General features: G+C 54.2%; 19 protein-coding genes and 2 pseudogenes. 14 read left to right on the top strand and 7 right to left on the bottom strand.

What is annotated here, in order from left to right:
- Positions 1–64 precede the first annotated feature (64 nt).
- Positions 65–748: a haloacid dehalogenase type II gene (locus ABU178_RS18045; RefSeq protein ID WP_397217468.1), complete on the bottom strand. Its 684-nt coding sequence runs from the start codon at positions 746–748 to the stop codon at positions 65–67.
- A gap of 333 nt (positions 749–1,081) precedes the next feature.
- On the opposite strand from ABU178_RS18045, the gene ABU178_RS18040 reads away from it, so the two are divergent.
- The 4 genes and pseudogenes from ABU178_RS18040 to idnO all read left to right on the top strand — a co-directional run bounded on the left by ABU178_RS18040 (position 1,082) and on the right by idnO (position 4,306).
- On the top strand, positions 1,082–1,384 hold the full coding sequence (locus tag ABU178_RS18040) for a hypothetical protein (protein WP_397217466.1): 303 nt from the start codon (positions 1,082–1,084) through the stop codon (positions 1,382–1,384).
- Positions 1,385–1,471: 87 nt separating this feature from the next.
- A pseudogene (locus tag ABU178_RS18035) lies at positions 1,472–1,609 on the top strand (N-acetyltransferase); the annotation flags it as partial.
- Positions 1,610–2,033: 424 nt separating this feature from the next.
- The gene (locus ABU178_RS18030) at positions 2,034–3,305 is read left to right on the top strand and encodes an OprD family outer membrane porin (protein WP_397217464.1); all 1,272 of its coding nucleotides are present in this window, start codon (positions 2,034–2,036) and stop codon (positions 3,303–3,305) included.
- A gap of 236 nt (positions 3,306–3,541) precedes the next feature.
- A complete protein-coding gene (idnO, locus tag ABU178_RS18025) occupies positions 3,542–4,306 on the top strand; it encodes a gluconate 5-dehydrogenase (protein WP_397217462.1) in 765 nt (254 codons plus the stop codon).
- A gap of 198 nt (positions 4,307–4,504) precedes the next feature.
- On the opposite strand, the gene ABU178_RS18020 is transcribed toward idnO, so the two are convergent.
- Positions 4,505–5,446: a sugar phosphate isomerase/epimerase family protein gene (locus ABU178_RS18020; protein WP_397217460.1), complete on the bottom strand. Its 942-nt coding sequence runs from the start codon at positions 5,444–5,446 to the stop codon at positions 4,505–4,507.
- A 10-nt stretch (positions 5,447–5,456) separates the two neighbouring features.
- Positions 5,457–6,635, bottom strand: coding sequence for a Gfo/Idh/MocA family protein (locus ABU178_RS18015; RefSeq protein ID WP_397217458.1), 1,179 nt, complete (start codon positions 6,633–6,635; stop codon positions 5,457–5,459).
- A 734-nt stretch (positions 6,636–7,369) separates the two neighbouring features.
- Between ABU178_RS18015 and ABU178_RS18010 the strand changes: the two genes are divergently transcribed.
- The 7 genes from ABU178_RS18010 to crtB all read left to right on the top strand — a co-directional run bounded on the left by ABU178_RS18010 (position 7,370) and on the right by crtB (position 15,091).
- The gene (locus ABU178_RS18010; protein WP_397217456.1) at positions 7,370–8,431 is read left to right on the top strand and encodes a diguanylate cyclase; all 1,062 of its coding nucleotides are present in this window, start codon (positions 7,370–7,372) and stop codon (positions 8,429–8,431) included.
- Between the two features lie 55 nt (positions 8,432–8,486).
- On the top strand, positions 8,487–9,044 hold the full coding sequence (locus ABU178_RS18005) for a YtfJ family protein (RefSeq protein ID WP_397217454.1): 558 nt from the start codon (positions 8,487–8,489) through the stop codon (positions 9,042–9,044).
- A gap of 237 nt (positions 9,045–9,281) precedes the next feature.
- The gene (locus tag ABU178_RS18000; RefSeq protein ID WP_397217546.1) at positions 9,282–10,187 is read left to right on the top strand and encodes a polyprenyl synthetase family protein; all 906 of its coding nucleotides are present in this window, start codon (positions 9,282–9,284) and stop codon (positions 10,185–10,187) included.
- A 53-nt stretch (positions 10,188–10,240) separates the two neighbouring features.
- Positions 10,241–11,524 (top strand): glycosyltransferase, encoded by a 1,284-nt coding sequence (locus ABU178_RS17995; protein WP_397217452.1) that lies wholly within the window; start codon positions 10,241–10,243, stop codon positions 11,522–11,524.
- On the top strand, positions 11,521–12,690 hold the full coding sequence (gene crtY / locus ABU178_RS17990; protein WP_397217544.1) for a lycopene beta-cyclase CrtY: 1,170 nt from the start codon (positions 11,521–11,523) through the stop codon (positions 12,688–12,690). Before ABU178_RS17995 ends, crtY begins: the two co-directional genes overlap by 4 nt.
- Positions 12,687–14,165, top strand: coding sequence for a phytoene desaturase (locus ABU178_RS17985; RefSeq protein ID WP_397217450.1), 1,479 nt, complete (start codon positions 12,687–12,689; stop codon positions 14,163–14,165). The genes crtY and ABU178_RS17985 overlap by 4 nt, the downstream gene beginning before the upstream one ends.
- Complete coding sequence (gene crtB / locus ABU178_RS17980) at positions 14,162–15,091, top strand: 15-cis-phytoene synthase CrtB (RefSeq protein WP_397217448.1); 930 nt, start codon at positions 14,162–14,164, stop codon at positions 15,089–15,091. Before ABU178_RS17985 ends, crtB begins: the two co-directional genes overlap by 4 nt.
- Here crtB and ABU178_RS17975 read toward each other — a convergent pair.
- Together ABU178_RS17975 and ABU178_RS17970 are read right to left on the bottom strand one after the other, a co-directional pair.
- Positions 15,030–15,563, bottom strand: coding sequence for a sterol desaturase family protein (locus tag ABU178_RS17975; protein WP_397217446.1), 534 nt, complete (start codon positions 15,561–15,563; stop codon positions 15,030–15,032). The two genes, crtB and ABU178_RS17975, sit on opposite strands and share 62 nt — an antisense overlap.
- Positions 15,564–15,634: 71 nt before the next feature.
- Positions 15,635–16,564: a LysR family transcriptional regulator gene (locus ABU178_RS17970; RefSeq protein ID WP_397217444.1), complete on the bottom strand. Its 930-nt coding sequence runs from the start codon at positions 16,562–16,564 to the stop codon at positions 15,635–15,637.
- A gap of 89 nt (positions 16,565–16,653) precedes the next feature.
- On the opposite strand from ABU178_RS17970, the pseudogene ABU178_RS17965 reads away from it, so the two are divergent.
- Positions 16,654–17,178, top strand: a pseudogene (locus tag ABU178_RS17965) (N-acetyltransferase family protein); the annotation flags it as partial.
- Between the two features lie 870 nt (positions 17,179–18,048).
- Here the strand turns inward: ABU178_RS17965 and ABU178_RS17960 are convergent.
- Both ABU178_RS17960 and ABU178_RS17955 read right to left on the bottom strand, forming a co-directional pair.
- Complete coding sequence (locus tag ABU178_RS17960) at positions 18,049–19,188, bottom strand: YsnF/AvaK domain-containing protein (RefSeq protein ID WP_397217442.1); 1,140 nt, start codon at positions 19,186–19,188, stop codon at positions 18,049–18,051.
- Between the two features lie 3 nt (positions 19,189–19,191).
- Positions 19,192–19,623: a DUF2382 domain-containing protein gene (locus ABU178_RS17955; protein ID WP_397217440.1), complete on the bottom strand. Its 432-nt coding sequence runs from the start codon at positions 19,621–19,623 to the stop codon at positions 19,192–19,194.
- Between the two features lie 581 nt (positions 19,624–20,204).
- Here ABU178_RS17955 and ABU178_RS17950 point away from each other — a divergent pair.
- Together ABU178_RS17950 and ABU178_RS17945 are read left to right on the top strand one after the other, a co-directional pair.
- Positions 20,205–21,590 carry a diaminobutyrate--2-oxoglutarate transaminase gene (locus tag ABU178_RS17950; protein WP_397217438.1) on the top strand — a complete coding sequence of 462 codons (1,386 nt, stop codon included), beginning with the start codon at positions 20,205–20,207 and terminating at the stop codon, positions 21,588–21,590.
- A 14-nt stretch (positions 21,591–21,604) separates the two neighbouring features.
- Positions 21,605–23,077, top strand: coding sequence for a pyridoxal phosphate-dependent decarboxylase family protein (locus tag ABU178_RS17945; protein ID WP_397217436.1), 1,473 nt, complete (start codon positions 21,605–21,607; stop codon positions 23,075–23,077).
- Positions 23,078–23,141 lie beyond the last annotated feature (64 nt).

Below are 23,141 nucleotides of genomic sequence, written 5' to 3'. Positions count from 1 at the left end.
GGGAAACTGCTTACGGCGTTTTCTTATCTGCCCTGTTTAACATTATCTTTGCCGGGCGAGCGGATTACGGCGCGTAATGAGCAATCAGCTGTGCAGCGATCTCCGTCAGGTTTTTGCCGATAAAGGTCGGCTGTGGCCCCACCGGCAGCACGGCATTGTTTGGACGCAGAATCAAAGCCGCATCCCAGCCCGCCGCTCTGGCGCCAACGATATCCCAGCTGTGACAGGCGATCAGGCAGAAGCCCTGCGGGTTATCGTCAACCTGTGACTCTACGTCGCGGTAGGTTTTCAGCGCCGGTTTGAACGCTTTCGAGCGATCGTCAACGCTGAGCGCCTTTTCGAAAACGTGCACGATACCGGCATTTTCCAGCTGAGCATTTTGCGTTGCTGAAGCATTATTGGTCAGGGTAAACATTCGGAATCCCTGCTGCTGTAAGCAGGTCAACGCTTCGCTTACTTCCGGGTGCAGCGGCAGCGATTTCATTAAACGCTGAAGCCGCTCAATATCTGCCTCCGTCACCGGCACGTCAGCGATATCAGCCTGCATTTTCAGCGTGGCGGCTCCCAGCTCGCCAAACGGCAGATAGTGATCGATCAGAGATAGCGACTGAGAATAGAGAATCGTCTGTGCAAACCATTCCCGCATCGCCTGGGGCGAACCCAATGTTTCGGCAAAAAAGGGCGTTAACGCCTCGATATCCAGTAGGGTTTCGTTAACGTCAAAAACTAAGGCGGGAAGCGTTTTCATCAAGAGCTCCTGAAAGCAAGGGGTTTACAGCTATTGATTTTAGAGCAAACCGGCAGGGCTGGCGTTTTTGTCGGAAACGGGAGGCGCATCCGGGCGTACAGGCAGGAATCTGCCATGCTATGCGAAATCTTATCGGAGAGAGACGATGTATGACGATATGGTGTTAATCGCCGGAGCAGGTCCGACCGGGATCTGGTTAACACCACTGATAAAGCCTTTAGCCTGATTAGCGCTAAAAACAGCGTCGCGGGCGTGTTCCGCACGCGCTTATTTCCTGTTTTCGCCGGTACCCTTTATCACTCTTCTACGTTGCAACAGGGATTGTTTCGCATCATGTCGCAAATCCGCCTGAACTACCGGCGCTCGCCGCTCTGTGAGGGCAAGGCAGGGGAAATTTGTGGCGGGGACCGGCTGCCGTGGATAAAAATTCAGAATGGGAATAATTACGATTCTTTGAAACAGATGCGCTGGCAGTTGCATCTTTACGGCGAAGCCACGCCCGAATTATACCGCTGGTGCGCTGAAGCTAATCTTCCACTTTCCATTTTCAGCTGGACAGCCAGTCATCGTCAGCAGTATCAGCAAGATAATGACCGGTGCCAGGAGGCCGCACAGGTTCACGATATTGTGATTTGAGGTCTGCCAGCACAGCATCCAGCGCCCGAAGATTTCCATGGATATCTGCAATTATCGCAAGCTTCATGCTACTTTTTTAAGCTATTCGTGGGAAGTGGCGCAACAATTTTGACAACAGAAATTTGCAGCGGCGCAGTGATGGGTGCAGGTAGTGTGGTTACAACGCCTGTGCTGGTGAAAGGAGTGTATGCAGGGAATCCCGCCAGGCTTTTGAGAAGGCTTTAAGCATTATCTTTACAAACGCCTGTCTACACGCATGTTCAACTTATGCCATCAACATCTGCTTATCGCTCGTAGCAGTCGTCAAACATCTCGCGAACATGATAACTTAGCCACTCTATCATAATGCGCATAATATGCATTATGTTAAATAATAATGCGAGAACGCCCCGCCGGGATTGAGCGGAATAATACCTGCCAGATAGTTTTAACAGGTAGTTATTCTACTGACCAATAATCGAAACTACCCGATATGTATTTCTCTCTGCCTCGTTACGTTTTCACCATTCTGAATAAATTTCGCATTATTCGATAAATTCTTTTTCGGTTCCCTGTCAAAAAAATGCTAAGTTGTGCGCCCTCAGGCGTCAGTAGCGCCTGATATCCGCGTACTTTCTAAACAATTTTAAAAATAACAGGTTAACACAACGTGAATAAAGCACTGCCATTAGCGGTATTTGCAGCTCTTTCTGCAAATTCTGCCTTCGCCAGTTCCGGGCTGGAAAACAATGGATTTATTGAGGACAGTCATCTTAATGTCCTGCTCCGCAATGCGTATATCGACCGTGACTATAAAGCGGATGGCGTGCGCGATCGTGATGAGTGGGGACAAGCCGTTATCGCTACCTATACTTCCGGCTTTACCCAAGGCCCGGTAGGATTTGGCGTGGACGCAATTGGCCAGTACGCTGTGCGTCTGGATGGCGGCCGTGGACGCAGTGGCGCGGGCGGTATCGACTTTTTTGCTCAGGATAATGATGGACGTGCCCGGTCCGATTTAGCCAAATTTGGCGCAACGGCAAAAATGCGTTTTTCCAATACCGTTCTGAGTTACGGCACGCAGCGTCCTGTCCTGCCAATTCTTTACGCTGATGATTCACGTCTGCTGAATGAAACCTTTACCGGTTTTATGTTGGATTCAAAAGAGATCGACGGACTTGATGTCAGCGCCGGTTATTTTACCGCTGAGCAGCAGAAAAGTGACGACAGCCATGACACCGGACTAAACAGTCTGAGTTTCGCTGGCGCCAGCTATCAGTTTAACGATCGGTTCAGTGGCGCTTTTTACGCGTCAAACGTCCAGGACGTATTAAACAAACAATATCTGGGAATGAAATACCAGCAGCCCGTTGCAGGCGATCAAACCTTCGCGCTGGACTTTAATGGTTATAACTCCCGCCTCGATCAGGAATACGCTGAAAGTCAGGCCACCGGCCGCAGCAACACCATCTGGAGCCTTGCCGCCAGCTACGTGTGGGATATCCACACCTTTAAGCTCGCTTATCAGCAGAGCAGCGGCAGTACGGGTTACCATTATGGCGGCTACCGCAATCAGGGCGGTATTGGCGACGGCGGCAACACCATCTGGCTGGCGAACTCCTACTGGTCAGACTTTAACGGTGAAGATGAGCGCTCCTGGCAGCTGGCTTATTCCGTCGATCTCGGCGGCGTAATGCTTCCCGGCCTGAGCTATGACGTCGCTTATGTGCGTGGCGATAACATCAAAACCTCAGCCACCAGCAATGGTCATGAACATGAATTCTTTAACCAGATTCAGTACAAAGTTCAGGATGGCCTGGCCAAAGATTTAAGACTGAAACTGCGTTATTCCGTTCTGCGCGTCTCTTCGGATGCGGCTGATTACAATGTCGGTGGTAATGAAATCCGCGTCTACGTTGAATATCCTTTCGGTCTTTTTTAAAAAGATTATTGATTCACGTTCGGCAGTAAATAGAAATCTCTGATGTAAACCGTGGCGGATGCGTCCGCCACGGTTTAATACCCCCACTCTGCCATTGCGATTTTTCCCCTGCTAAAAACAGTTGCGCCGTTTAGTTTCTGCCAGGCCATCCGGCTTAAAGTGATCTCCATCACTGTTTTGTAAACGGTAAAACCGTGAGATAGAGGTTACGCATAACAAAACAGGGCAGAATTGAGATGAACGACCTTTTTAACTTGCATAACAAACGGATATTAGTGACCGGCGCCGCTCAGGGCATCGGTTTTATTATGGCTCGCGGTCTGGCGCAACAGGGTGCAGAGATCATCATCAACGGCACCAACGCAGAGCGGGCAGAAAAGGCCGCGATACAATTACGCGACGAGGGTTTCAAAGCCCATATTTCCCTGTTTGATGTCGCAAATGCCGGCACGGTGGAGCAGGCAATCGAGGATATTGAAAATAACATCGGCCCGATTGATGTGTTATTCAACAACGCAGGCATTCAGCGCCGACATCCCTTTGTCGAATTTCCGCTTAATGAATGGAACGACATTATCGCCACCAACCAGACCGGCGTCTTTATCGTTTCGCAATGCGTGGCGAGAAAAATGATCGCGCGCAGGCAGGGTAAAATCGTCAATATCTGTTCAATGCAGAGTGAATTAGGCCGGGATACCATTACACCTTATGCTGCCGCAAAAGGCGCCGTGAAAATGTTAACGCGCGGCATGTGCGTAGAGCTGGCGCGCCATAATATTCAGGTTAACGGCATCGCGCCCGGCTATTTCCGCACGCCGATGACGCAGGCGCTAGTGGACAACAAAGAATTTTCCGACTGGTTATGCAAACGCACGCCAGCCGCGCGCTGGGGCAATCCTGAAGAGTTGGTGGGCGCAGCGGTATTCCTGTCGTCGAAAGCCTCTGATTTCGTTAACGGCCACCTGCTGTTCGTTGATGGCGGCATGCTGGCGGCTGTATAACAGGCAATAACGTCGTGCGATGGGCATATCGGGCAGCATACCGGTTATTCGCGTAGATGGTGGATTGATTGGTTCCGTTTAAGTATTAACCTGCTAACGGAGAGCTGTGTAATTCAGCTCTCCGCGTCAGGGAAAACGGCGCGACCCGCTATCACCTTATCAAATCCGATGAGAGCAGCCTGCGCCGCTGTGATTCTGTTACTGGCTGAGAGTTTGCTGTAGCGCAGCCACTGACGACGCGATACCTGCTTCCACCGACATGGTTAAATCCTCCATCTCAAGCGATACCCAATCGTTGTAGCCCATCATGCGTACCACAGAGAAAAATTCTTTCCACCATTGCAGATCCTGACCGCAGCCCACTGCCACATAGTTCCAGGCCCGATGCGCCGTATCCTCCACCGGTCGGGTCTCCAGGCGTCCGTTGATCTCCACCAGCCCGCGCTCCAGCCGCACATCTTTACCATGCACATGGTGGATAGCCGGACCAAGCGCACGCGCAGCGGCGATGGGATCCGCCCCCATCCAGATAAGATGACTGGGGTCGAGGTTCAGGCCGACCATTGGCCCGACGGCTTCACGCAGACGGAACAGGGTATCGGGATTCCACACCAGCATTGAGCTGAAGTTCTCCAGCGCAAATTTTTCCACGCCGCACGCCTGAGCGCGATGAACAAGCTGTTGCCAGTAAGGAATGGCAACATCGTTCCACTGATAGTCGAGACAGTTTTTCAGCGAGGGAGGCCAGCTGACGGTATAGGTAATCCAGTTTGGAATGGTGTCCCCCGGGCTGGCTGGCGGAAGGCCGCTCATCATGACGATCTTCTTCACCCCAAGCAGGCCGGCAAGCTGCAAGGTTTTATCAGTATCGCGCTTGTGACGCTGCCCCAGCTCACCGGGATCGAGGGGATTGCCGGAGACGTTCAATGCCGCAATCTCCATCCCACGACTCTCCAGCGCCTGTAACAGCCCCTGCCGTTTCGCTGCGCTGCCCAGCAGCTCATCAGTTTGCAGATGGGGAGCGGAAGACCAGCCGCCGGTGGTCATTTCCACGCCGCGCACGCCCAGTTCGAGCAATTTATCCAGCATTGCTTCAAATGGCAGGTTTCCCAGGCTGTCGGTACAGAAGGAAAGTTTCATGCGCTTCTCCTTATTCGTAGGTCACCCAAGTCGCGCCGTTGTCGGCGGAACGGACACAGTTTTCAATCCAGCGCACACCCTCAAGCCCGGCGTTGATATCAGGATAAATCAAGGTTTCCAGCGTTTGCCGATCGCCTCGCTGACTGGCGCTGATGGCAATGGCGAATTTCAGGTAGATATTGGCCCAGGATTCCGCCAGTCCCTCGGTATGCAGCGCTCCCAGCCTTTCATCCGCCAGCGCGCTTTCATCAAGGTACGGCATACCATGATGAAGGATCTGGTTGGGCTGCCCCTGCACTTCATATTTCAATTCACCGGGATTGTAATCGCTCCATTCCAGACTGGCCCTGGAACCAATGACGCGAATGCTCTGGCTGTCCATCGAACCGGCATTAATGGATGAGGCCCACATGCGGCCCACGGCCCCGCCCTGATAATGCATCAGCACCATGGCGTTATCTTCCAGCGGCGCGCGGGACGGGATAAAGCTCTGCCTGTCGCAAAGCAGCGTTTTGATCGGCAAATCGGGCAATACCAGCTGCGAGATATAAAAGGTGTGGGTAGCGATATCGCCTAAAACAAAAGAAGGTCCGGCGATTTTCGGATCAACACGCCACTTTTGCGCCTCACTGAATTTGTCAGCGCTTTCGTTCGCGCTGAAGCCGTGGGTGTACTGCAGTTCAACCATGCGCACTTCGCCGATATCGCCTTTTGCGATCATGGCGCGCATTTGCATCAGCAAAGGATGACCGGAAAAACCGTAGGTCACGCCGACGATCAATCCTTTCTGCTCCGCCAGCGCTTTGATTTCCCGCGCTTCGGCTGTGGTGAAAAACAGCGGCTTTTCACAGATCACATGAATTCCCGCCGTGAGGGCTGCGCGGGTGATTTCATAATGGGTGCCATTAGGAGTTGCGACGGTGACCACCTCGACGCCGTCCTCCCTTTTCGCCTCCTCCTCCAGCAGCTGCTGATAGTTGTCATAGCAGCGCGCCGGCGCCAGACCCAGGTTAACGCCAAACTGCCGTCCCCGAACCGCATCAATATCAAATGCGCTGGCGACCAGCTGAAAAGCTGTGTTATCACGCAGCGCGCCTGAGCGGTGTTTATAACCGACCTGACTGAGGCTGCCGCCGCCAATTATTGCCCAGCGTAAGGGCCGTGGAATTTTTCTTTCACCATTTAACATATTCACTCCTTGTAAGGGTTGCGTTTGCACCCGAGTGCAAAAAAGTGGACAGCGTTTTCAGAACATAAGATGCTTTAGCCAGCAAACAGCAATTTGCAACCGGGTGCAAAAAAGGAAATAAAAAAACCGTTATCAGAGGAAAACAGTTGGCTTATGCCGGAATGTCATTCATGGTGATAAATTAGTCAATCGGGAAAGAATCAAATCAAAGCGAGCGATCACAAAAAAAATCCATTTTGTCTCTGGCAGGCACCGCGTTTTATTTTGGCGGTTAAGTCTGAAGATAAACGTCTCTACTGCGCGTCAGACCAACAATGTAAAACATGGCTGAACAAAAAACCGGCAATAACGTGATTCAGATCACATATCAAAACTGAGACAATTCCATTTTAAGTTGGACTGCTAAACTGATTAGCAACATTACTGAATTCAAGGCTTCCTGATCTGTTGGCTGACAATCAGGAATAGCTGAAACCCTTTCCCTGGTGTTTTGCAAACTGCACCCCCCGGCTCATCCGGGGGTCTTTTTTTATCTGACGCTTATTTTTTGATTAAGCACTGTCGTTCCGGTGATATTTCAGGTCCAAAAAAATTTTGGCGGCCAAAACCGATAAGTTGCACTGCTGTTTGAGCTTTTCTGTCACAAAGCCTGGCGGCAATCTGATTAAAACCAATTCGGTTTATAACCCTTTATCGTTAGAATGCATTATCTAACCGCATAATAACCTTCATTCATGACCTATTACTCACCTGACGACAGTCATCTGAAGCTACGTTCCACACGGTTTATCCGTCGTATGTTTGTCATGAGGCAACTGGGAACCTTTTTATGTTTCAACCCGATTTTGTCGGTGCTGCTGGAGATGAAAAGCGGCGCTGAATTTTATGCTTTGCTCTTTGCCAACGCTTTCTTATGGCCTTATATCGCTTACCGCATGGCGCTCTCATCCAACGATCCCACCGCGAGGGAAAAACAGAACCTCACTCTGGATGCCGCATTTGGCGGGATTTGGGTTGCAATGATGGCGATCAGCCCGGTGCCTTCCTTTATTATTATGGCCGTGCTGGCCTCGGATCGTTATGCCGCTGGCGGCTGGAAACAGCTGAGGTCGGCGCTGGGCGCTTTCCTGTTTGCCTTCATTCTGGTCTGGGTAATGAATGGCGCGCCGGTACAAACTGCGTTCAGTCGGCAAACGGTATGGCTCACCCTGCCGCTGGCCTCCTGCTATATGCTGGCGCTCAGCGCGGTCTCCTACAATCTGACCCTGAGTCTGCGTAAAAAAAATCGCGAGCTTGAGTTAATCGCCCTGATGGATCCCGGCCTGAAAATCCCTAACCGCAGGCTTTTTGAACGCCGTCTGGAGAGTGAGTTTTTGCGCACCAAACGGGGGGAAAGCTCCGCGTATCTGCTGCTGATGGATGTGGATAATTTCAAAAAGGTCAACGATACCGGCGGCCACGAAGTGGGTGATTTTTTGCTCTCTGAAATTTCCGGCCTGCTTCGCAATGAGGTGAGCGCTCAGGATATCCCCGCCCGCTTTGGCGGTGATGAGCTGGTGGTTATTGTGCGCGACGCAAATAATGAAAGCATTCTGGATCTGGCGGGCAGGATTCGCACAAAAATCGCCCTGATAAGCCTGCCGGGATCGCCCGATTTGCGTTGCTCGGTCAGTATCGGCATCGCCCCGGCAGAGAGTGCCGTTTCCATTCACGACTGGCTGCGCAAGGCTGACCAGGCGCTTTACAGCGTAAAACGCGCGGGCAGAGACGGGGTTCAACTCTTCAAACCTTTATGACAGCCTGAAAGAGAGTCTTTCAGGCGTTTTATTATTCTGAAACCATGGAGAATCAATGTCTTTTCCCGCCGCTGCCCTTGTTGCTTTCGCGCTTCTGGTTCCCTTTTTCGCTTCGGCCCATAATTTTATTACCGGCCAGCGCGTCGCGCCGGTGGACATAGCGGACCGGGGCGAACTGATCCTGCAACAGAACGAGCTGAGCTACGTTAACTGGAACAGCGCAATGCTCACGGGAAAAGTGCGTGTGCTGCTGCATATCGCCGGTCGCCTGTCGGCAAAAGAGATGAACGAAGCAGTAGCCGAAGCGATAGCGGCTGCGCATTTTCCGCCAGCACGTTATCAGACCACCACAATAGTGAATACCGACGATGCGATTCCGGGCAGTGCGATTTTCGTGCGCAGCAGCCTGGAAAGCAGTAAAAAAGCCTCTCCGCAGTCGGAGTTTATTATCGACAGCGAAGGCGCGGCAAAACGCGCCTGGGTGCTGAAGGATGCCAGTTCTGCGCTGGTGGTGCTCGACAAGCAAGGCAAGGTACGCTTCGCGAAAGAGGGCGCGCTGACTTCTGACGAGATCAATCAGGTTATATCGCTGTTACAAACCTTGCTGATATAACCCGGTATTTCCCCCTGAATCTTCTGCGGCAGCGTGAATCAGACGGCTGCTGCTATCCTGCTGATTTTCTTCTGCCTTATTTAACAAGCACTTCTATACTTAGCCAAAACGGCGATTTCAAATCAGCGTTACCGCGATAACTGTAAATTAACTTATGCCTTCTGGCATTTACCGGAGCCGCAGTCTTTACTTATCGTCAATAAACATAGCGATTGCGGCAAACCAGGGACAGCAATGATGACAGCTAACGCAGAAAAATCTTTAAGCGCGGACAGTGAACTGCTGGCGATGCGCGAGGCGCTGCAAAACCGTCTTGATCAGCTGCTGCCTGCGGGCAATGAACGCGATCTGGTCGGCGCGGCAATGCGCGAGGGCGCGCTGGCGCCGGGGAAGCGCATCCGTCCTTTGCTTCTGATGCTTGCCGCCCGCGATCTCGGCTGTGATGGCAGCCATACGGGTTTGCTGGATCTCGCTTGCGCCGTTGAGATGGTGCATGCCGCCTCGCTGATGCTCGACGATATTCCCTCGATGGATAATGCGCTACTGCGTCGTGGACGGCCTACCGTGCACCGCCAGTTCGGTGAAAACGTCGCTATCCTTGCAGCAGTGGCGCTGCTCAGCCGAGCTTTCGGCGTGGTCGCGGCCGCGCCAGAACTGTCGGGCCTCTGCCGGGCGCAGGCGGTAGCTGAGCTTTCCGCTGCGGTTGGGCTACAGGGACTGGTGCAGGGCCAGTATCAGGATCTCTACGAAGGAGGCGATGCGCGCAGCGCTGAGGCGATACTTACTACCAACGAGCTGAAAACCAGCATGCTGTTTGGCGCCACGCTGCAAATGGCAGCCATCGCAGCGGAATCACCATCAACCGTGCGTCAGAAGTTGCGCTGTTTTGCTCAGGATTTGGGACAGGCCTTTCAGTTGCTTGACGATCTTGCCGACAGCCTGAGCGGCACCGGCAAGGACTGCAACAAGGATGAGGGGAAATCCACGTTGGTGGCGATGCTGGGCGCGGAAATGGCGCAGCAGCGGCTGCGCGAACATCTGCGCAGCGCCGACCAGCATCTTGCAGGCGCCTGCCATCAGGGCGTGGCGACGCGGCGCTTTATGAACGCCTGGTTCGATCAGCAGCTGGCGATGATTGGCTGATGTCGTTACAGCGTCACTTAAGGATAGCTCATTCAACGGAACGAGGATAGGGCATGAGTCATTACGCTGTGGTGGCGCCGCCGCTTTATAGCCATGTGCGTGCTCTGGAAGCGCTCGCTCAGGCGCTGATTGCCCGTGGTCATCAGGTGACCTTTATCCAGCAGTTTGAAGCGAGTGAACTGCTAAAGGATACGCGCGTCGGTTTTCATGCCGTGGGCGCCGCAAGCCACCCGGCTGGCTCCCTCACCCGTACGCTGCATCTGCTGGCGAATCCGTCAGGCCTTTCGATACGTGCTGTTATTGCCGATCTCGCTAACACCACCGATATGCTGTGCCGCGAACTTCCCGCCGTGCTGGAAAAACTCGGCGTGGATGGCCTGATCGTTGACCAGATGGAGGCCGCCGGAGGGTTAGTCGCCGAGGCATCGGGATTGCCTTTCGTCTCGGTGGCCTGCGCATTGCCAATTAACCGCGAGCCTGGCCTGCCCCTGCCGGTGATGCCGTTTGATTACGCAACTGACGATCGCGCCAGACGGCTTTATGATGCCAGTAAGAAAATTTATGACTGGCTGATGCGGGGGCATGGGCGAATTATCGCCAGCCACGCCCGGCGTTTTGGCCTTCCGCCCCGGCATGCTCTGCACGACTGTTTATCGCCGCTGGCGCAGATCAGCCAGACCATTCCTGAACTCGATTTCCCGCGCGCGACGTTACCCTCCTGCTTTCATGCCGTTGGGCCGCTGCGCCCGCTGACAACCGCCGCCTGTCAGCAACCTTTCCTCACACCAAACCCTGCGCGGCCACGGGTTTTCGCCTCGCTGGGCACGTTACAGGGACATCGCTACGGACTGTTTCGCACCCTTGCCCGCGCCTGTCGCAGCATCGACGCCGAGCTGCTGGTCGCCCACTGCGGCGGCCTGGACCCTGCCCAGGCGGAGAAGCTGAAAGGGCACGGCGCGACTTACGTTACCGATTTCGCTGACCAGCATCAGATGCTGCGCCAGGCGCAGGTAGTGATTACGCATGGCGGGCTGAATACCGTGATGGACGCCGTCGCCAGCCAGACGCCGGTTCTGGCGGTGCCGATCGCCTTCGATCAGCCAGGCGTGGCGGCACGGGTTGTCTGTAGCGGCATCGGCCGACGCGTATCGCGCTTTGCCGGCAGCGATACGGTTGCTCATCATCTGAACCTGCTGCTCTCTGATGAACGCTACCGACAACGGATGGCCGCCCTGCACCCTTATCTTCAACAAGCCGGTGGCGTTGAGCTGGCCGCTGACATCGTTGAGCGCGCGCTGCGCGGGCAGCGTCCGGTCGTGGTGGAGGCGGCGTGCTGAATCGTCACTGGGATCTGATTCTGGTCGGCGCGGGGCTGGCGAATGGGTTAATCGCCTGGCGTTTGCGCCAGCGCCAGCCAGCGCTGAAGGTTCTGATTCTCGAAGCGGGCGCGCGGGCGGGCGGCAACCATACCTGGTCATTTCATCAGGGAGACCTGAGCGCCGCTCAACATAGCTGGATCGCCCCGCTGGTGGCGCACCGCTGGCAGGGTTACGACGTCTGCTTTCCTCAGCTTACCCGCACGCTGCCTGGCGCCTACCTGAGCGTTACCAGTGAGCGCTTCGCCACGGTGATGGAGCAGGCGCTGGGAGGCGACTTGCTGACCAATATTGAAGTCGCGCGTCTGACGCCCGATTCCGTAGAGCTGGCTGACGGGCAGATCCTCACCGCCAGCGCGGTGATTGACGGGCGAGGTTATCAGCCCAGCCCGCATCTGGCGACAGGCTTTCAGGCTTTTCTTGGCCAGGAGTGGCAGCTCAGCCGTCCGCACGGCCTGGTGCGGCCTGTTCTGATGGACGCCACGGTGGATCAGCAAGAAGGTTATCGCTTCGTCTACACCCTGCCGCTCTCAGCCGACCGGCTGTTGATTGAGGACACGCACTATATCGATTGCGCTTTGCTCGATGTCCGGCAGGCGAGCCAGCATATCGCCGACTATGCTCATGCCCGTGGCTGGGCGCTTAAATCTCTGCTGCGTGAAGAGCAGGGCAACCTTGCCATCACCCTTGCCGGGCATCATCAGGCATTCTGGGATCAGGCTCAGGGCCAGCCATGCAGTGGGCTGCGCGCCGGACTGTTTCACCCCACCACCGGCTATTCGCTGCCGCAGGCCGTGGCGCTGGCCGATCTGATTGCACAACAGAAAACCCTGACGCACCAGGCACTATTTGCCCTGATGCGTCGCTATGCCGCAGAGCAGTGGCGGCAGCAACGCTTTTTCCGCATGCTCAACCGCATGCTGTTTCTTGCCGGACGCCCGGAGCAGCGCTGGCAGGTGATGCAACGCTTTTACCGCCTCGGTGACGGCTTGATCAACCGCTTCTATGCCGGTCAGCTCACCTTCGCCGATAAGACGCGAATTCTCACGGGCAAGCCACCGGTACCGGTGCGCGAGGCCATCCCGGCCCTGCTCAAACAACACTCACGGCTGCGAGCCTTCAGATGAAAAGAACCATTGTTATTGGCGCCGGTTTTGGCGGCCTGGCCTTAGCCATACGCCTGCAGGCGGCGGGCATTGCCACCACCCTGCTTGAGCAGCGCGATAAGCCCGGCGGCCGCGCCTATGTTTACCAGGATCAGGGTTTTACCTTTGACGCCGGTCCCACGGTGATTACCGATCCTTCCGCCATCGAAGAATTGTTCGCGCTGGCCGGTAAGCGGATGAGTGATTATGTGGAGCTGATTTCAGTTACCCCCTTTTATCGTCTCTGTTGGGAATCCGGCGAAGTGCTGGATTACGACAACGATCAACAGCGCCTTGAGAGCCAGATTGCCCGCTTTAATCCGCGCGACGTGGAAGGATACCGGCGCTTTCTCGACTATTCGCGCGCCGTTTTCAGGGAAGGTTATCTGAAGCTGGGCACGGTTCCTTTTCTCTCCTTCCGCGATATGCTGCGCGCAGGTCCGCAGCTGGCGCGCCTGCAGGCCTGGCGCAGCGTCTATAGCATGGTCTCCAGCTTTATTGAGGATGAGCATCTGCGGCAGGCGTTCTCTTTTCATTCGCTGCTGGTGGGCGGCAACCCCTTTGCAACCTCCTCTATCTATACCCTGATTCATGCGCTGGAGCGCGAATGGGGCGTCTGGTTTCCGCGCGGCGGCACCGGCGCGCTGGTGCAGGCGCTGGTTCGTCTGTTCCGGGATCTGGGCGGAGAGCTGGAGTTAAATGCGCAGGTGAGCCGCCTGGAGATGGCAGAGGATCGCGTCAGCGCGGTTGAGCTGGCGGACGGGCGGCGCTTCGACGCCTCAGCGGTGGCCTCGAACGCCGACGTGGTGCATACCTATGAAAAACTGCTCGGCCATCATCCGCAGGGCATGGCCCGCGCCGCGAAGCTGAAACGCAAGCGCATGAGCAACTCGCTGTTCGTTCTTTACTTCGGGCTGAATCATCATCATACCCAGCTGGCGCATCATACGGTTTGCTTCGGTCCGCGCTACAGAGAATTGATCGACGAGATCTTTAACCGCGATACGCTGGCGGAAGATTTCTCGCTCTATCTGCACTCTCCCTGCATTACCGATCCCTCGCTGGCGCCCCCCGGCTGCGCAAGCTACTACGTGCTGGCGCCGGTGCCCCATTTAGGTACTGCCAATCTCAATTGGGCGCAGGAAGGTCCGCGCCTGCGCGAGCGTATCTTTGATTATCTGGAGCAGCACTATATGCCGGGACTGCGTCAGCAGCTGGTTACCCATCGGATGTTTACCCCGTTCGACTTTCGCGACCAGCTGGGCGCTTACCAGGGTTCCGCTTTCTCAGTGGAGCCGATTTTGACTCAAAGCGCCTGGTTCCGGCCCCATAATCGCGATGATCGCATCGCTAATCTTTACCTGGTTGGCGCAGGAACGCATCCGGGCGCTGGCGTGCCCGGCGTGATAGGTTCCGCCAAAGCGACCGCCAGTCTGATGCTGAAGGATCTGGCATGATGAACCAACCTTTATTAAACCATGCGACCCAGACCATGGCGGCAGGTTCCAAAAGCTTTGCCACCGCCTCGAAACTGTTTGATGCCGCTACCCGGCGCAGCGCCCTGATGCTCTACGCCTGGTGTCGACACTGCGACGACGTCACCGATGGTCAGACGCTGGGTTTTGCGGCCGCCGCTAATCATCCTGCCACTGCGCAAGCGCGGCTAACGATGTTGCAGACTGAGACCCGCCGCGCCTATGCAGGTCAGGCCATGACGGAACCCGCTTTCGCAGCGTTCCAGGAGGTCGCGCTGGCGCATGCGATCCCGCAACAGCAGGCGTTCGATCATCTGGAGGGTTTCGCCATGGACGTGCGCGGCGAGGAGTACGAGACGCTGAATGATACGCTGCGCTACTGCTATCACGTTGCGGGCGTCGTCGGACTGATGATGGCGCGGGTAATGGGAGTGCGCGACGAAGCGGTGCTGGATCGGGCGTGCGATTTGGGGCTGGCATTTCAGCTAACCAACATTGCGCGCGATATCGTCGAAGATGCGCAGGTTGGACGCTGCTATCTGCCAACCCGCTGGCTCGCCGATGCGGGACTGAATCGCGATAACTTTGCCGATCCGTCCCGGCGCAGCGCGCTGGCTCAGTTGGCGACGCGCCTGGTGGCGGAAGCGGAACCCTATTACGCATCGGCACAGGCGGGACTTGCCGGTTTGCCGCTGCGATCCGCGTGGGCCATCGCAACGGCCAGGGGGGTTTATCGGGAGATTGGGGTAAAGGTGAGAAACGCCGGTGAAAAAGCCTGGGACCAGCGCCAGGGTACCAGCCGACCAGAGAAGCTCGCTCTGCTGATGTCGGGAGCGGGTCTGGCGCTCAGTTCCCGGATGGCGTCTCCGGCGGCGCGTCCTGCGCATCTTTGGCAGCGTCCGCGCTAGGGTTTCTGCCATGCGCGCGGCGCAGGGCGGCCTGCAGTTTCGGCAGCGGCGGCGCATAAAGGAAACCGAACGACACGCAGCCTTCGCGCCCTCTTACCGCATGGTGCAGACGATGCGCCATGTACAGACGCTTCAGATATCCCTTCCGGGGTATGTAACGAAATGGCCAACGCTGGTGCACCAGGCCATCATGCACAATAAAGTAGAGCGCGCCGTAGGCGGTCATTCCGGCGCCAATCCACTGCAACGGCCAGAGACCGGCGCTGCCGACGGCAATCAGGACAATCGCCAGCACGGCGAAAAGCACCGCGTAAAGATCGTTGAGTTCGAACCCGCCGCGATGGGGCTTATGATGTGAGTGGTGCCAGCCCCACCCCCAGCCATGCATGATGTACTTATGAGACAGCGCCGCCACGATCTCCATACAAACAATGGTTAACAAGACGATCAGAGCATTGTAGAGGACGATCATAATTTCTCCTGAGCACCTCTTAAAGGCAAAATCCGGGTAACCCGCTGCGTAAAAGCTGCGTTTTCATGCCTTTAGCGTAGCGGATAGTCAGGCTTTGTGCCCGGCGATATAGCAGAGATGCCCATCTGACGAAGGGCGTTCATGATTTCTGTCATTCCCCGGTTAATAATTTTATCCTGACGCATTACTGTACCTAACGTGCGGTGAAGAGCAGGCGTAAGGGAATCAACCCTGAGTCCGGCGCGATCGGCATCAGCAGTCACCGACATGCGCGGCACAATACTGTAGCCAAGCCCGGCACGCACCATACGTTTGATAGCCTCAATGCTGCCAAGCTCCATTACCGGTTGCGCAACCTCTCCTGCCGTTGCAAACCAGCTATCAATCAGGGCGCGGGTACTGCTGCCCGATGCGAAAACAATAAGCGGCAGCGCAAGCAGTTCGCCAGGCGTTAGCGTTTGGATAGCCTCCGATCCGTCTGCTTCACGAATCATCACAAACTCATCCTGCATGATTGGGCTGATGTGCAGATTGCGCCCAGTCACAGGCAGCGTTACCAGTCCTATATCGATCTGGTTTTCGTCTATAGCGCGAGCAATTTCTTGCGTATTTCCCGTTCTGACTTTTATCGACAGCAGCGGAAAAGCCTGGCGCAGCTGCTGTAGTACTGGCGGCATAAGATGAATACAGGCTGTGGCGCCGGTACCCACTGTCACGGTACCGCTAACCTCATGCATATGCAGGGTAACGGCATGCACCGCAGCGCTGACGGCCTGGTCTATGCTTCCGCTATGCGCCAACAGAGATAGCCCCGCCGCAGTGGGTTGTACACCCCGACCGGTTCGCTCCAGCAGGCGAGTCTGGAGCATTTGCTCCAGTTGCTTGATCTGCAAGCTGACGGCAGGCTGGGAAAGTTCCAGAACATTGGCCGCAGCGGAAAAACTTCCTCTGCTCACCACCAGTCTGAAGGTAGCCAAATGTTCGAGGTTCAGATTTGCCATCTCAAAGTTTTCCTTATAACGCTAATAACCCGCCCGCCCTGTCTGGTAGTGAAGGGCCAGGGTATGCTGAGTGAAACGAACATCAGGGAACCCTATTTATGGAAATTTGTGAAGCAGATGAGCAACATATTCCCGCAATACAAAAAATTTATGCCTGGCACGTCCTGCACGGTACCGCCACCTTTGAGACCGAGCCGCCGGACACAAACGAAATGTCTGCCCGCCTGCAAAAAATTCGGGAGGCGGGTCTGATTTGGCTGGTCGCTATGGAGCAGGACCAGGTTTGGGGCTACTGCTACCTTTCCCGTTACCGTGAGCGCTTTGCCTACCGATTCACGCTTGAAGACTCCATCTACCTCGATCCTGCTTTTCAAAAGCGAGGCGCTGGCAAAGCTTTACTCGCCCGGGCCATCAGTTGGGCTGAAAATCAGGGATATCGTCAGCTGGTTGCCGTAGTTGGCAACAGTGAAAATGTGGCGTCACTGAACCTGCACCGCTCGGCAGGGTTTAGCATAACCGGAACGCTTAAGTCAGTAGGCATGAAGCACGGGCGCTGGCTCGATACTGTGATAATGCAACGTGCGCTTGGAAAAGGTAGCGATACGCTTCCGTAGCGATCATTATGCCGGACGGATTTCCTGTCCGGCTGGTTGCTAACCGATACATAATTATTTTGTCAGCTCTCACGCATCGTAGCGCTTATTTATCTTTTTAGTGTATGCAAGAGCGGTGATATTGAAATAGCGCAGCAAGCTTCATTTTCTGCGCATTAAGGTAAAGAAGATGATAGCGAGGCAATTTATCAGGCTTTGTGATGATCATGAAAATAAAGAAACCAAAAGCGCCGTAAATAAAAGAATATCAGCCGCATGATGAAAACCGGCGACTTTATTAATCGTTTATTCTCATCCTGCACCACTGCAGTATCCACTTCGCAACGCTCGCAGCTGCAATAAAAGTAAAACTTCTCTTCTATTGTCAGAGGAGCGAAACATTTGACACACTGGTCAGTCATTTAAGTTTTAGCCTGTGCGGAGGTAATTGGGCACAAGCAGCGCTCAGGCGATCTGTTAGCCACATATTACCCCCATCAGCCATGGAATGATTATCAGACTCAAGGTTATTTTATAGTAGTTTTTATTTTCTGGCTGCTGACAGGCGTCTTAAACCGCTCTGAAAATTGTCAGTAACATGTAATAGCAGAATATGCCGCTGCGTAATACAACCAGCAGAAGGGATGCTGAATAGCCTGAGACAAAGCTAAAACATAATTCAGTGCTGGCACTTTAAAACGAAGCCGTAATTATTGTTTAACAGTGCCAGAAAGTAGGTAAAAAAATACCCGCGCACGGCGGGTAATTAATAGATAAAATAAGCTATCGCAATAGGGGATCGCTGCGGAAAGGGGCATAGCACAATTAATGTTTGGCTATGAACCCCTTTTTTCACTGGCGTGGCACCTTCTTGTGCAGCATCCCATCATCTCAACGCGGTTTGTCTTTATCAGTGAATTTATCCTTCAATTCTTCAGCCTTATCTTCAACTTTATCTATAAATCCCTCTTTCTTATCGTGCTGCGCTACGCCTGATCCTGAGGTTACACCTGATCCAGAGGTTACGCCCGTCTGACCCTGCTGCGCTACGCCGGGCACGGGAGAGATATCGTCATCTGTCCGTACGCCACCGGTGCCGGTGCCTGAGCCTAAACCGGTGCCTGCGCCTAAACCTGTGCCTGTGGTTACGCCGGTGGTAGTCACATCCCCTTCAAGCGTTTCGGGCGCCGTATGGTCAATATCCACTTCCTGACGACGAACCGTATCGCTGACGGTCTCGACACGTTCGGAGGCGTCGGTGCGAACCACAACTTCTTCCGTTACCTGTGCGGTTTTATTGATAACAGGCTGCTCATGGGTTTCAGCGACCTCAACGGTTTTTTCGGACCAGTCCACGTCATCCAGATGCGCTGGTTCATTGATTGTACGCCGGAATATATCGGCATGCTGCTCGCGCAGGGATATCTCTTCTGAAACCTCATCGGTCACTGTATAGCGGCGCACACGTGTCGACCCCTCACTGACCAGGCGCTTACCGATTTCCAGCTGCTCTTCTGCCAGGCGCAGCACCTCTTCTTCACTTTCATCGCCGGTTAAAGAGGTACGCAGCGGGCGGGATGCTTCGCTGCCGGTCAGCGAGCTGCCTTGCGGTGCAGCAAGACCGTCACTCTCGCCGGTAAAGATCGGATCCGTTGAAGGAGTCACGTCAGAGACCGCGCCCGTGGTATCCGTATAGTCAGGATTATTACGACGGGACATATCTACCGAATCGTGAGCGTCAAGAATGGTCAGCGCGCGCGGCAGTTGATCTTCGTCAGCGCGCAGCGAAAGCACCACGCCGCCGGATTCCAGCGCATCGTTATAAACGCCAGCCTGCTCGTCATCCACCGTATCGCCAAACAGGCGCTGCCAGATGCCGGGATGGCGGGCATTATGGCCTTCCGATTGCAGACGCTCACCGGAAAGAATATCGATATCGCTGTCAGGGAAACCGGCTTTCAGCAGGCTCCGTTTTGCGCCTTCCGCCTGAGTGACGGTATTAAACATGGTAACGATTTTATCATGTGCCATAACCTATTCCTCTCTTATGGACTGTGATGACGGTTGCTCTTCCTCTTTTTCAACTTTCACATGCTGCTTCCGTAGCGTGACGACCTCCTCAAAGGGAACCTGCTGCTCAACTCTGCGAATATGCAGTTCTTCCCTGAGTATCAGTTTCCTGACTATCTCAATTTCTTCTTCCACCACCGGTACAATCAGCACCCCATCTTCCTCACGGATTTCCGGCATAACCTCAATGCGCTGTGCTTTCGGCACATGCTCCACCTCTACCTTTTCGTGCCTGAGTAGAGTGTTGATCACTTCATCATGCTCGGTAGTTGCACGGGTAACCGTAACGCGGCCATCCACAACCTGCTCTTTAGACAGCTTGACCTGTTCTTCAGCAAGCTTGAGTACAACTTCAGGTTTATCCTGCAGATTTTTATCAGGGGGTTGGGTTTTCATTTTTTTCTCGGCGTGACGGCAAAAACTGAAATATAGTCATTTTGTATGTCAAATTTGAAACATATCGCTCTGTGGACGCGCTCTATCGTTAAGACTAGTTCAGTTTGCGAAGAACGGTGAAAATGAGGTTGCGTATTGTTTCAGGGTGTGATCAACTCAAGGATCGGCAGGGTTTCAGACTGGTCGCGCTTGTATAAAAAAGCCGCTGATTTAATAAGATTTTTTATTACTTTTGGTGTTATCAAAGCGGCTCAGCAGCTTTCATTAATAAACTTGTCCTGGGCCTTATAGCTTTTATTTCCTCTCTAATGAAAACCTTCAGAAGCGCTATCCTGTTACCAGAAAGAATTTTCTCGTCATCATTAACGAATATGTAACATCTCCGCCGCAGCACAATCAGTCAAATATCAAATAAGTTGTTGTTTTTTAAATTAAAAAAAGTAAATAAATCTTAACAAAATAAATTATTGAGTCGCGCACTAAAAAGCCCTATATTGGCCGCGCTTTTTTCATAGTGATTAACCTTTTAATTCAATTATTCAACCAGGGCGGCTAGCCATAACCCCGGTTGTAGGAGTGATATGATGACGGATAAAGTCCGTATTGATAATTTAGATGCGAATTCATTAAACGGTAACAATGAAACCTTTTTAGCGAGACAGGCTGAATTTGAATCGAATGTTCGGAGCTATCCGCGTAAATTGCCATTAGCAATTGCGAAAGCTCAGGGCGTCTGGATCACTGATGTTGAGAACAATCAATATCTTGATTGCCTGGCTGGCGCAGGCACGTTGGCGCTTGGACATAACCATCCTGACGTACTGCAAAGCATCCAAAATGTCATTACCAGCGGCTTGCCGTTACATACACTTGATCTGACCACGCCGTTGAAAGATCAGTTTTCAGCTTATCTGCTCTCTTTGCTGCCGGGACAGGGCAGCGAGTACTGCCTGCAGTTCTGCGGTCCGTCTGGCGCAGACGCGGTAGAAGCGGCGCTGAAGTTGGCGAAAAAATATACCGGCCGTTCCGGCGTGATCAGCTTCTCCGGCGGCTATCACGGTATGACGCATGGCGCGCTCTCGGTAACAGGCAACCTGTCGCCGAAAGAAGCGATCAACGGCATGATGCCGGAAGTGCAGTTCATGCCATATCCCCATCAGTACCGCTGCCCGCTGGGCATTGGCGGCGAAGCCGGGGTTAAAGCATTAACCTACTATTTCGAAAATCTGATCAATGACGTTGAAAGCGGCGTGCGCAAGCCTGCGGCAGTGATCCTGGAAGCGGTTCAGGGCGAAGGCGGAGTTAACCCGGCGCCGGTTGAATGGCTGCAGCGTATTCGCAAAGTCACCCAAGAACACGGCATTCTGCTTATTATCGACGAAGTTCAGGCAGGTTTTGCCCGTACCGGTAAACTCTTTGCCTTTGAACATGCCGGCATTGAGCCAGACATTATCGTGATGTCGAAAGCAGTCGGCGGCGGCTTACCACTGGCAGTGCTGGGTATTAAAAAGCGGTTTGACGCCTGGGAACCGGGTCATCATACCGGCACCTTCCGCGGCAACCAGCTGGCGATGGCGACCGGCCTGACCACCCTGAAATATCTCAAAGATAACCAGGTTGCCGACAAAGTGGCGGCTCAGGGTGAATGGCTGAAAGGCAAACTGGCCGAGCTGCAAAAACGTTATCCGGTGATTGGCCATGTGCGCGGCATGGGCTTAATGATCGGTATTGAGATCGTTAAACCGAACGATGCGCAGGATCATATGGGTTGCTATCCGGCCGATGGTCAGTTATCCGCACTGCTGCAGAAAAAATGTTTTGAAGCCGGGCTGATTCTTGAGCGTGGCGGACGTCATGGTTGCGTGTTGCGCCTGCTGCCTTCCCTGCTGATTAGCAACGATGAGCTGAATATTTTCCTGGATAAATTTGAGCAGGCTCTGTTAGCCGCTGGCGTCAAGCCTGTTTGAGTGGAGTGAATTTGATGTCCAGGTTAAACCCGATTCTGGCAGCCTCAGCGCAGAGCACTGAGGCTTACCAGCAGGCTATTGCACAGAGCAGTGAAGCCGTTGTGCAGTGGCTGCAACAGCCCGAGATGTATCAGGGTAAAACCGTTGCCGAGCTGCGTGAGCGCATTACGCTTGATTTCAATCCTCAGGGTCTGGGCAACCAGGCGGCGATTGAACGTGCGATTGAATATTTTTTGAAAGACAGCCTGTCGGTGCATCACCCGCAGTGCGTCGCGCATCTGCATTGTCCGAGCCTGGTGGTAAGCCAGGCTGCCGAGGTATTGATCAACGCCACGAATCAGAGCATGGACTCGTGGGATCAAAGCCCTTCAGCCACCATCATCGAGATGAAGCTGATCGAATGGCTGCGTACCCAAGTAGGCTATCAGCCTGGCGATGCGGGCGTGTTTACCAGCGGGGGCACCCAAAGTAACCTGATGGGCCTGATGCTGGCGCGCGACGCCTTCTTTGCGCGTCAGGGGCACTCCATCCAGCAGGATGGCCTGGTGGGTAACCTGAGGAAGCTTAAAGTTTTATGTTCTGAAAACGCCCACTTCTCGGTGCAAAAGAACATGGCTTTACTCGGCCTGGGCTACCAGTCCGTTACGCTGGTGAAAACCGATCGGTTCGCACGTATGGACCTGAACGATTTGGCCGAAAAAGTGGCGCAGGCCGAAGCCAACGGCGAGCAGATCCTGGCGATTGTCGCCACCGCTGGCACCACCGATGCCGGTGCGATCGACCCGCTGCGCGCAATTGCGACCCTGGCGGCAGAACATCAGATCTGGGTTCATGTTGACGCGGCCTGGGGCGGCGCGCTGCTGCTGTCTGAAAAGTATCGTGACTATCTGGATGGCATTGAACTGGTGGATTCCATTACGCTGGACTTCCACAAGCAGTTTTTCCAGACCATCAGCTGCGGCGCTTTCCTGTTGAAAGAAGCGCGTCACTATGAGCTGATGCGCTATCAGGCGGCCTACCTGAACTCCGAGTTTGACGAAGCTCAGGGCGTGCCGAACCTGGTTTCTAAATCTTTGCAGACCACGCGCCGTTTCGACGCGTTGAAACTGTGGATGGGTCTGGAAGCGTTAGGTCAGAAGCAGTACGCCGAGATCATCGATCATGGCGTTACCCTGGCGCAGCAGGTTGCGCACTATGTGACAGAGCAGGCGTCTCTGGAGCTGGTGATGCAGCCGCAGCTGGCAAGCGTCCTGTTCCGTTATCGCCCGCAGCAGCTGGCGAACAGCGGCGATGCCGCAGTCGCGTTGCTGAACCAACAGATTGGTGATGCCTTGCTGGAGTCGGGACGCGCCAATGTGGGCGTGACCGAGTTTAATGGCGTGACCTGCCTGAAGCTGACGCTGTTGAACCCAACGGTTAGCCTGGAGGACATTAAAGTCCTGTTGGCGCTGGTAGAACGCACTGCACAGCCGTTACTGAACGCCTGATTCATTCGTTTTCTGCCCTAACCCACAGCGAAAAGCCGATAACGGTTGTTATCGGCTTTTTATT

This window comes from Pantoea osteomyelitidis, assembly GCF_044342975.1.
GTDB classification, from domain to species: domain Bacteria; phylum Pseudomonadota; class Gammaproteobacteria; order Enterobacterales; family Enterobacteriaceae; genus Pantoea; species Pantoea osteomyelitidis.
Note: the sequence above shows the minus strand (reverse complement) of the source record. Positions and strands in the feature narration are given on the sequence as shown.

Bases quoted from the DNA above. Each gene is read 5' to 3' on its own strand.
- ABU178_RS18045 (WP_397217468.1), bottom strand. From the start codon at position 748: ATGAAAACGCTTCCCGCCTTAGTTTTTGACGTTAACGAAACCCTACTG.
- ABU178_RS18005 (WP_397217454.1), top strand. From the start codon at position 8,487: ATGTCTTTTCCCGCCGCTGCCCTTGTTGCTTTCGCGCTTCTGGTTCCC.
- ABU178_RS17960 (WP_397217442.1), bottom strand. From the start codon at position 19,188: ATGGCACATGATAAAATCGTTACCATGTTTAATACCGTCACTCAGGCG.
- ABU178_RS18040 (WP_397217466.1), top strand. From the start codon at position 1,082: ATGTCGCAAATCCGCCTGAACTACCGGCGCTCGCCGCTCTGTGAGGGC.
- idnO (WP_397217462.1), top strand. From the start codon at position 3,542: ATGAACGACCTTTTTAACTTGCATAACAAACGGATATTAGTGACCGGC.
- ABU178_RS18000 (WP_397217546.1), top strand. From the start codon at position 9,282: ATGACAGCTAACGCAGAAAAATCTTTAAGCGCGGACAGTGAACTGCTG.
- ABU178_RS17950 (WP_397217438.1), top strand. From the start codon at position 20,205: ATGATGACGGATAAAGTCCGTATTGATAATTTAGATGCGAATTCATTA.
- ABU178_RS17985 (WP_397217450.1), top strand. From the start codon at position 12,687: ATGAAAAGAACCATTGTTATTGGCGCCGGTTTTGGCGGCCTGGCCTTA.
- ABU178_RS18020 (WP_397217460.1), bottom strand. From the start codon at position 5,446: ATGAAACTTTCCTTCTGTACCGACAGCCTGGGAAACCTGCCATTTGAA.
- ABU178_RS18010 (WP_397217456.1), top strand. From the start codon at position 7,370: ATGACCTATTACTCACCTGACGACAGTCATCTGAAGCTACGTTCCACA.
- crtB (WP_397217448.1), top strand. From the start codon at position 14,162: ATGATGAACCAACCTTTATTAAACCATGCGACCCAGACCATGGCGGCA.
- ABU178_RS18015 (WP_397217458.1), bottom strand. From the start codon at position 6,635: ATGTTAAATGGTGAAAGAAAAATTCCACGGCCCTTACGCTGGGCAATA.
- ABU178_RS17995 (WP_397217452.1), top strand. From the start codon at position 10,241: ATGAGTCATTACGCTGTGGTGGCGCCGCCGCTTTATAGCCATGTGCGT.
- ABU178_RS17970 (WP_397217444.1), bottom strand. From the start codon at position 16,564: ATGGCAAATCTGAACCTCGAACATTTGGCTACCTTCAGACTGGTGGTG.
- ABU178_RS17975 (WP_397217446.1), bottom strand. From the start codon at position 15,563: ATGATCGTCCTCTACAATGCTCTGATCGTCTTGTTAACCATTGTTTGT.
- ABU178_RS17955 (WP_397217440.1), bottom strand. From the start codon at position 19,623: ATGAAAACCCAACCCCCTGATAAAAATCTGCAGGATAAACCTGAAGTT.
- ABU178_RS17945 (WP_397217436.1), top strand. From the start codon at position 21,605: ATGTCCAGGTTAAACCCGATTCTGGCAGCCTCAGCGCAGAGCACTGAG.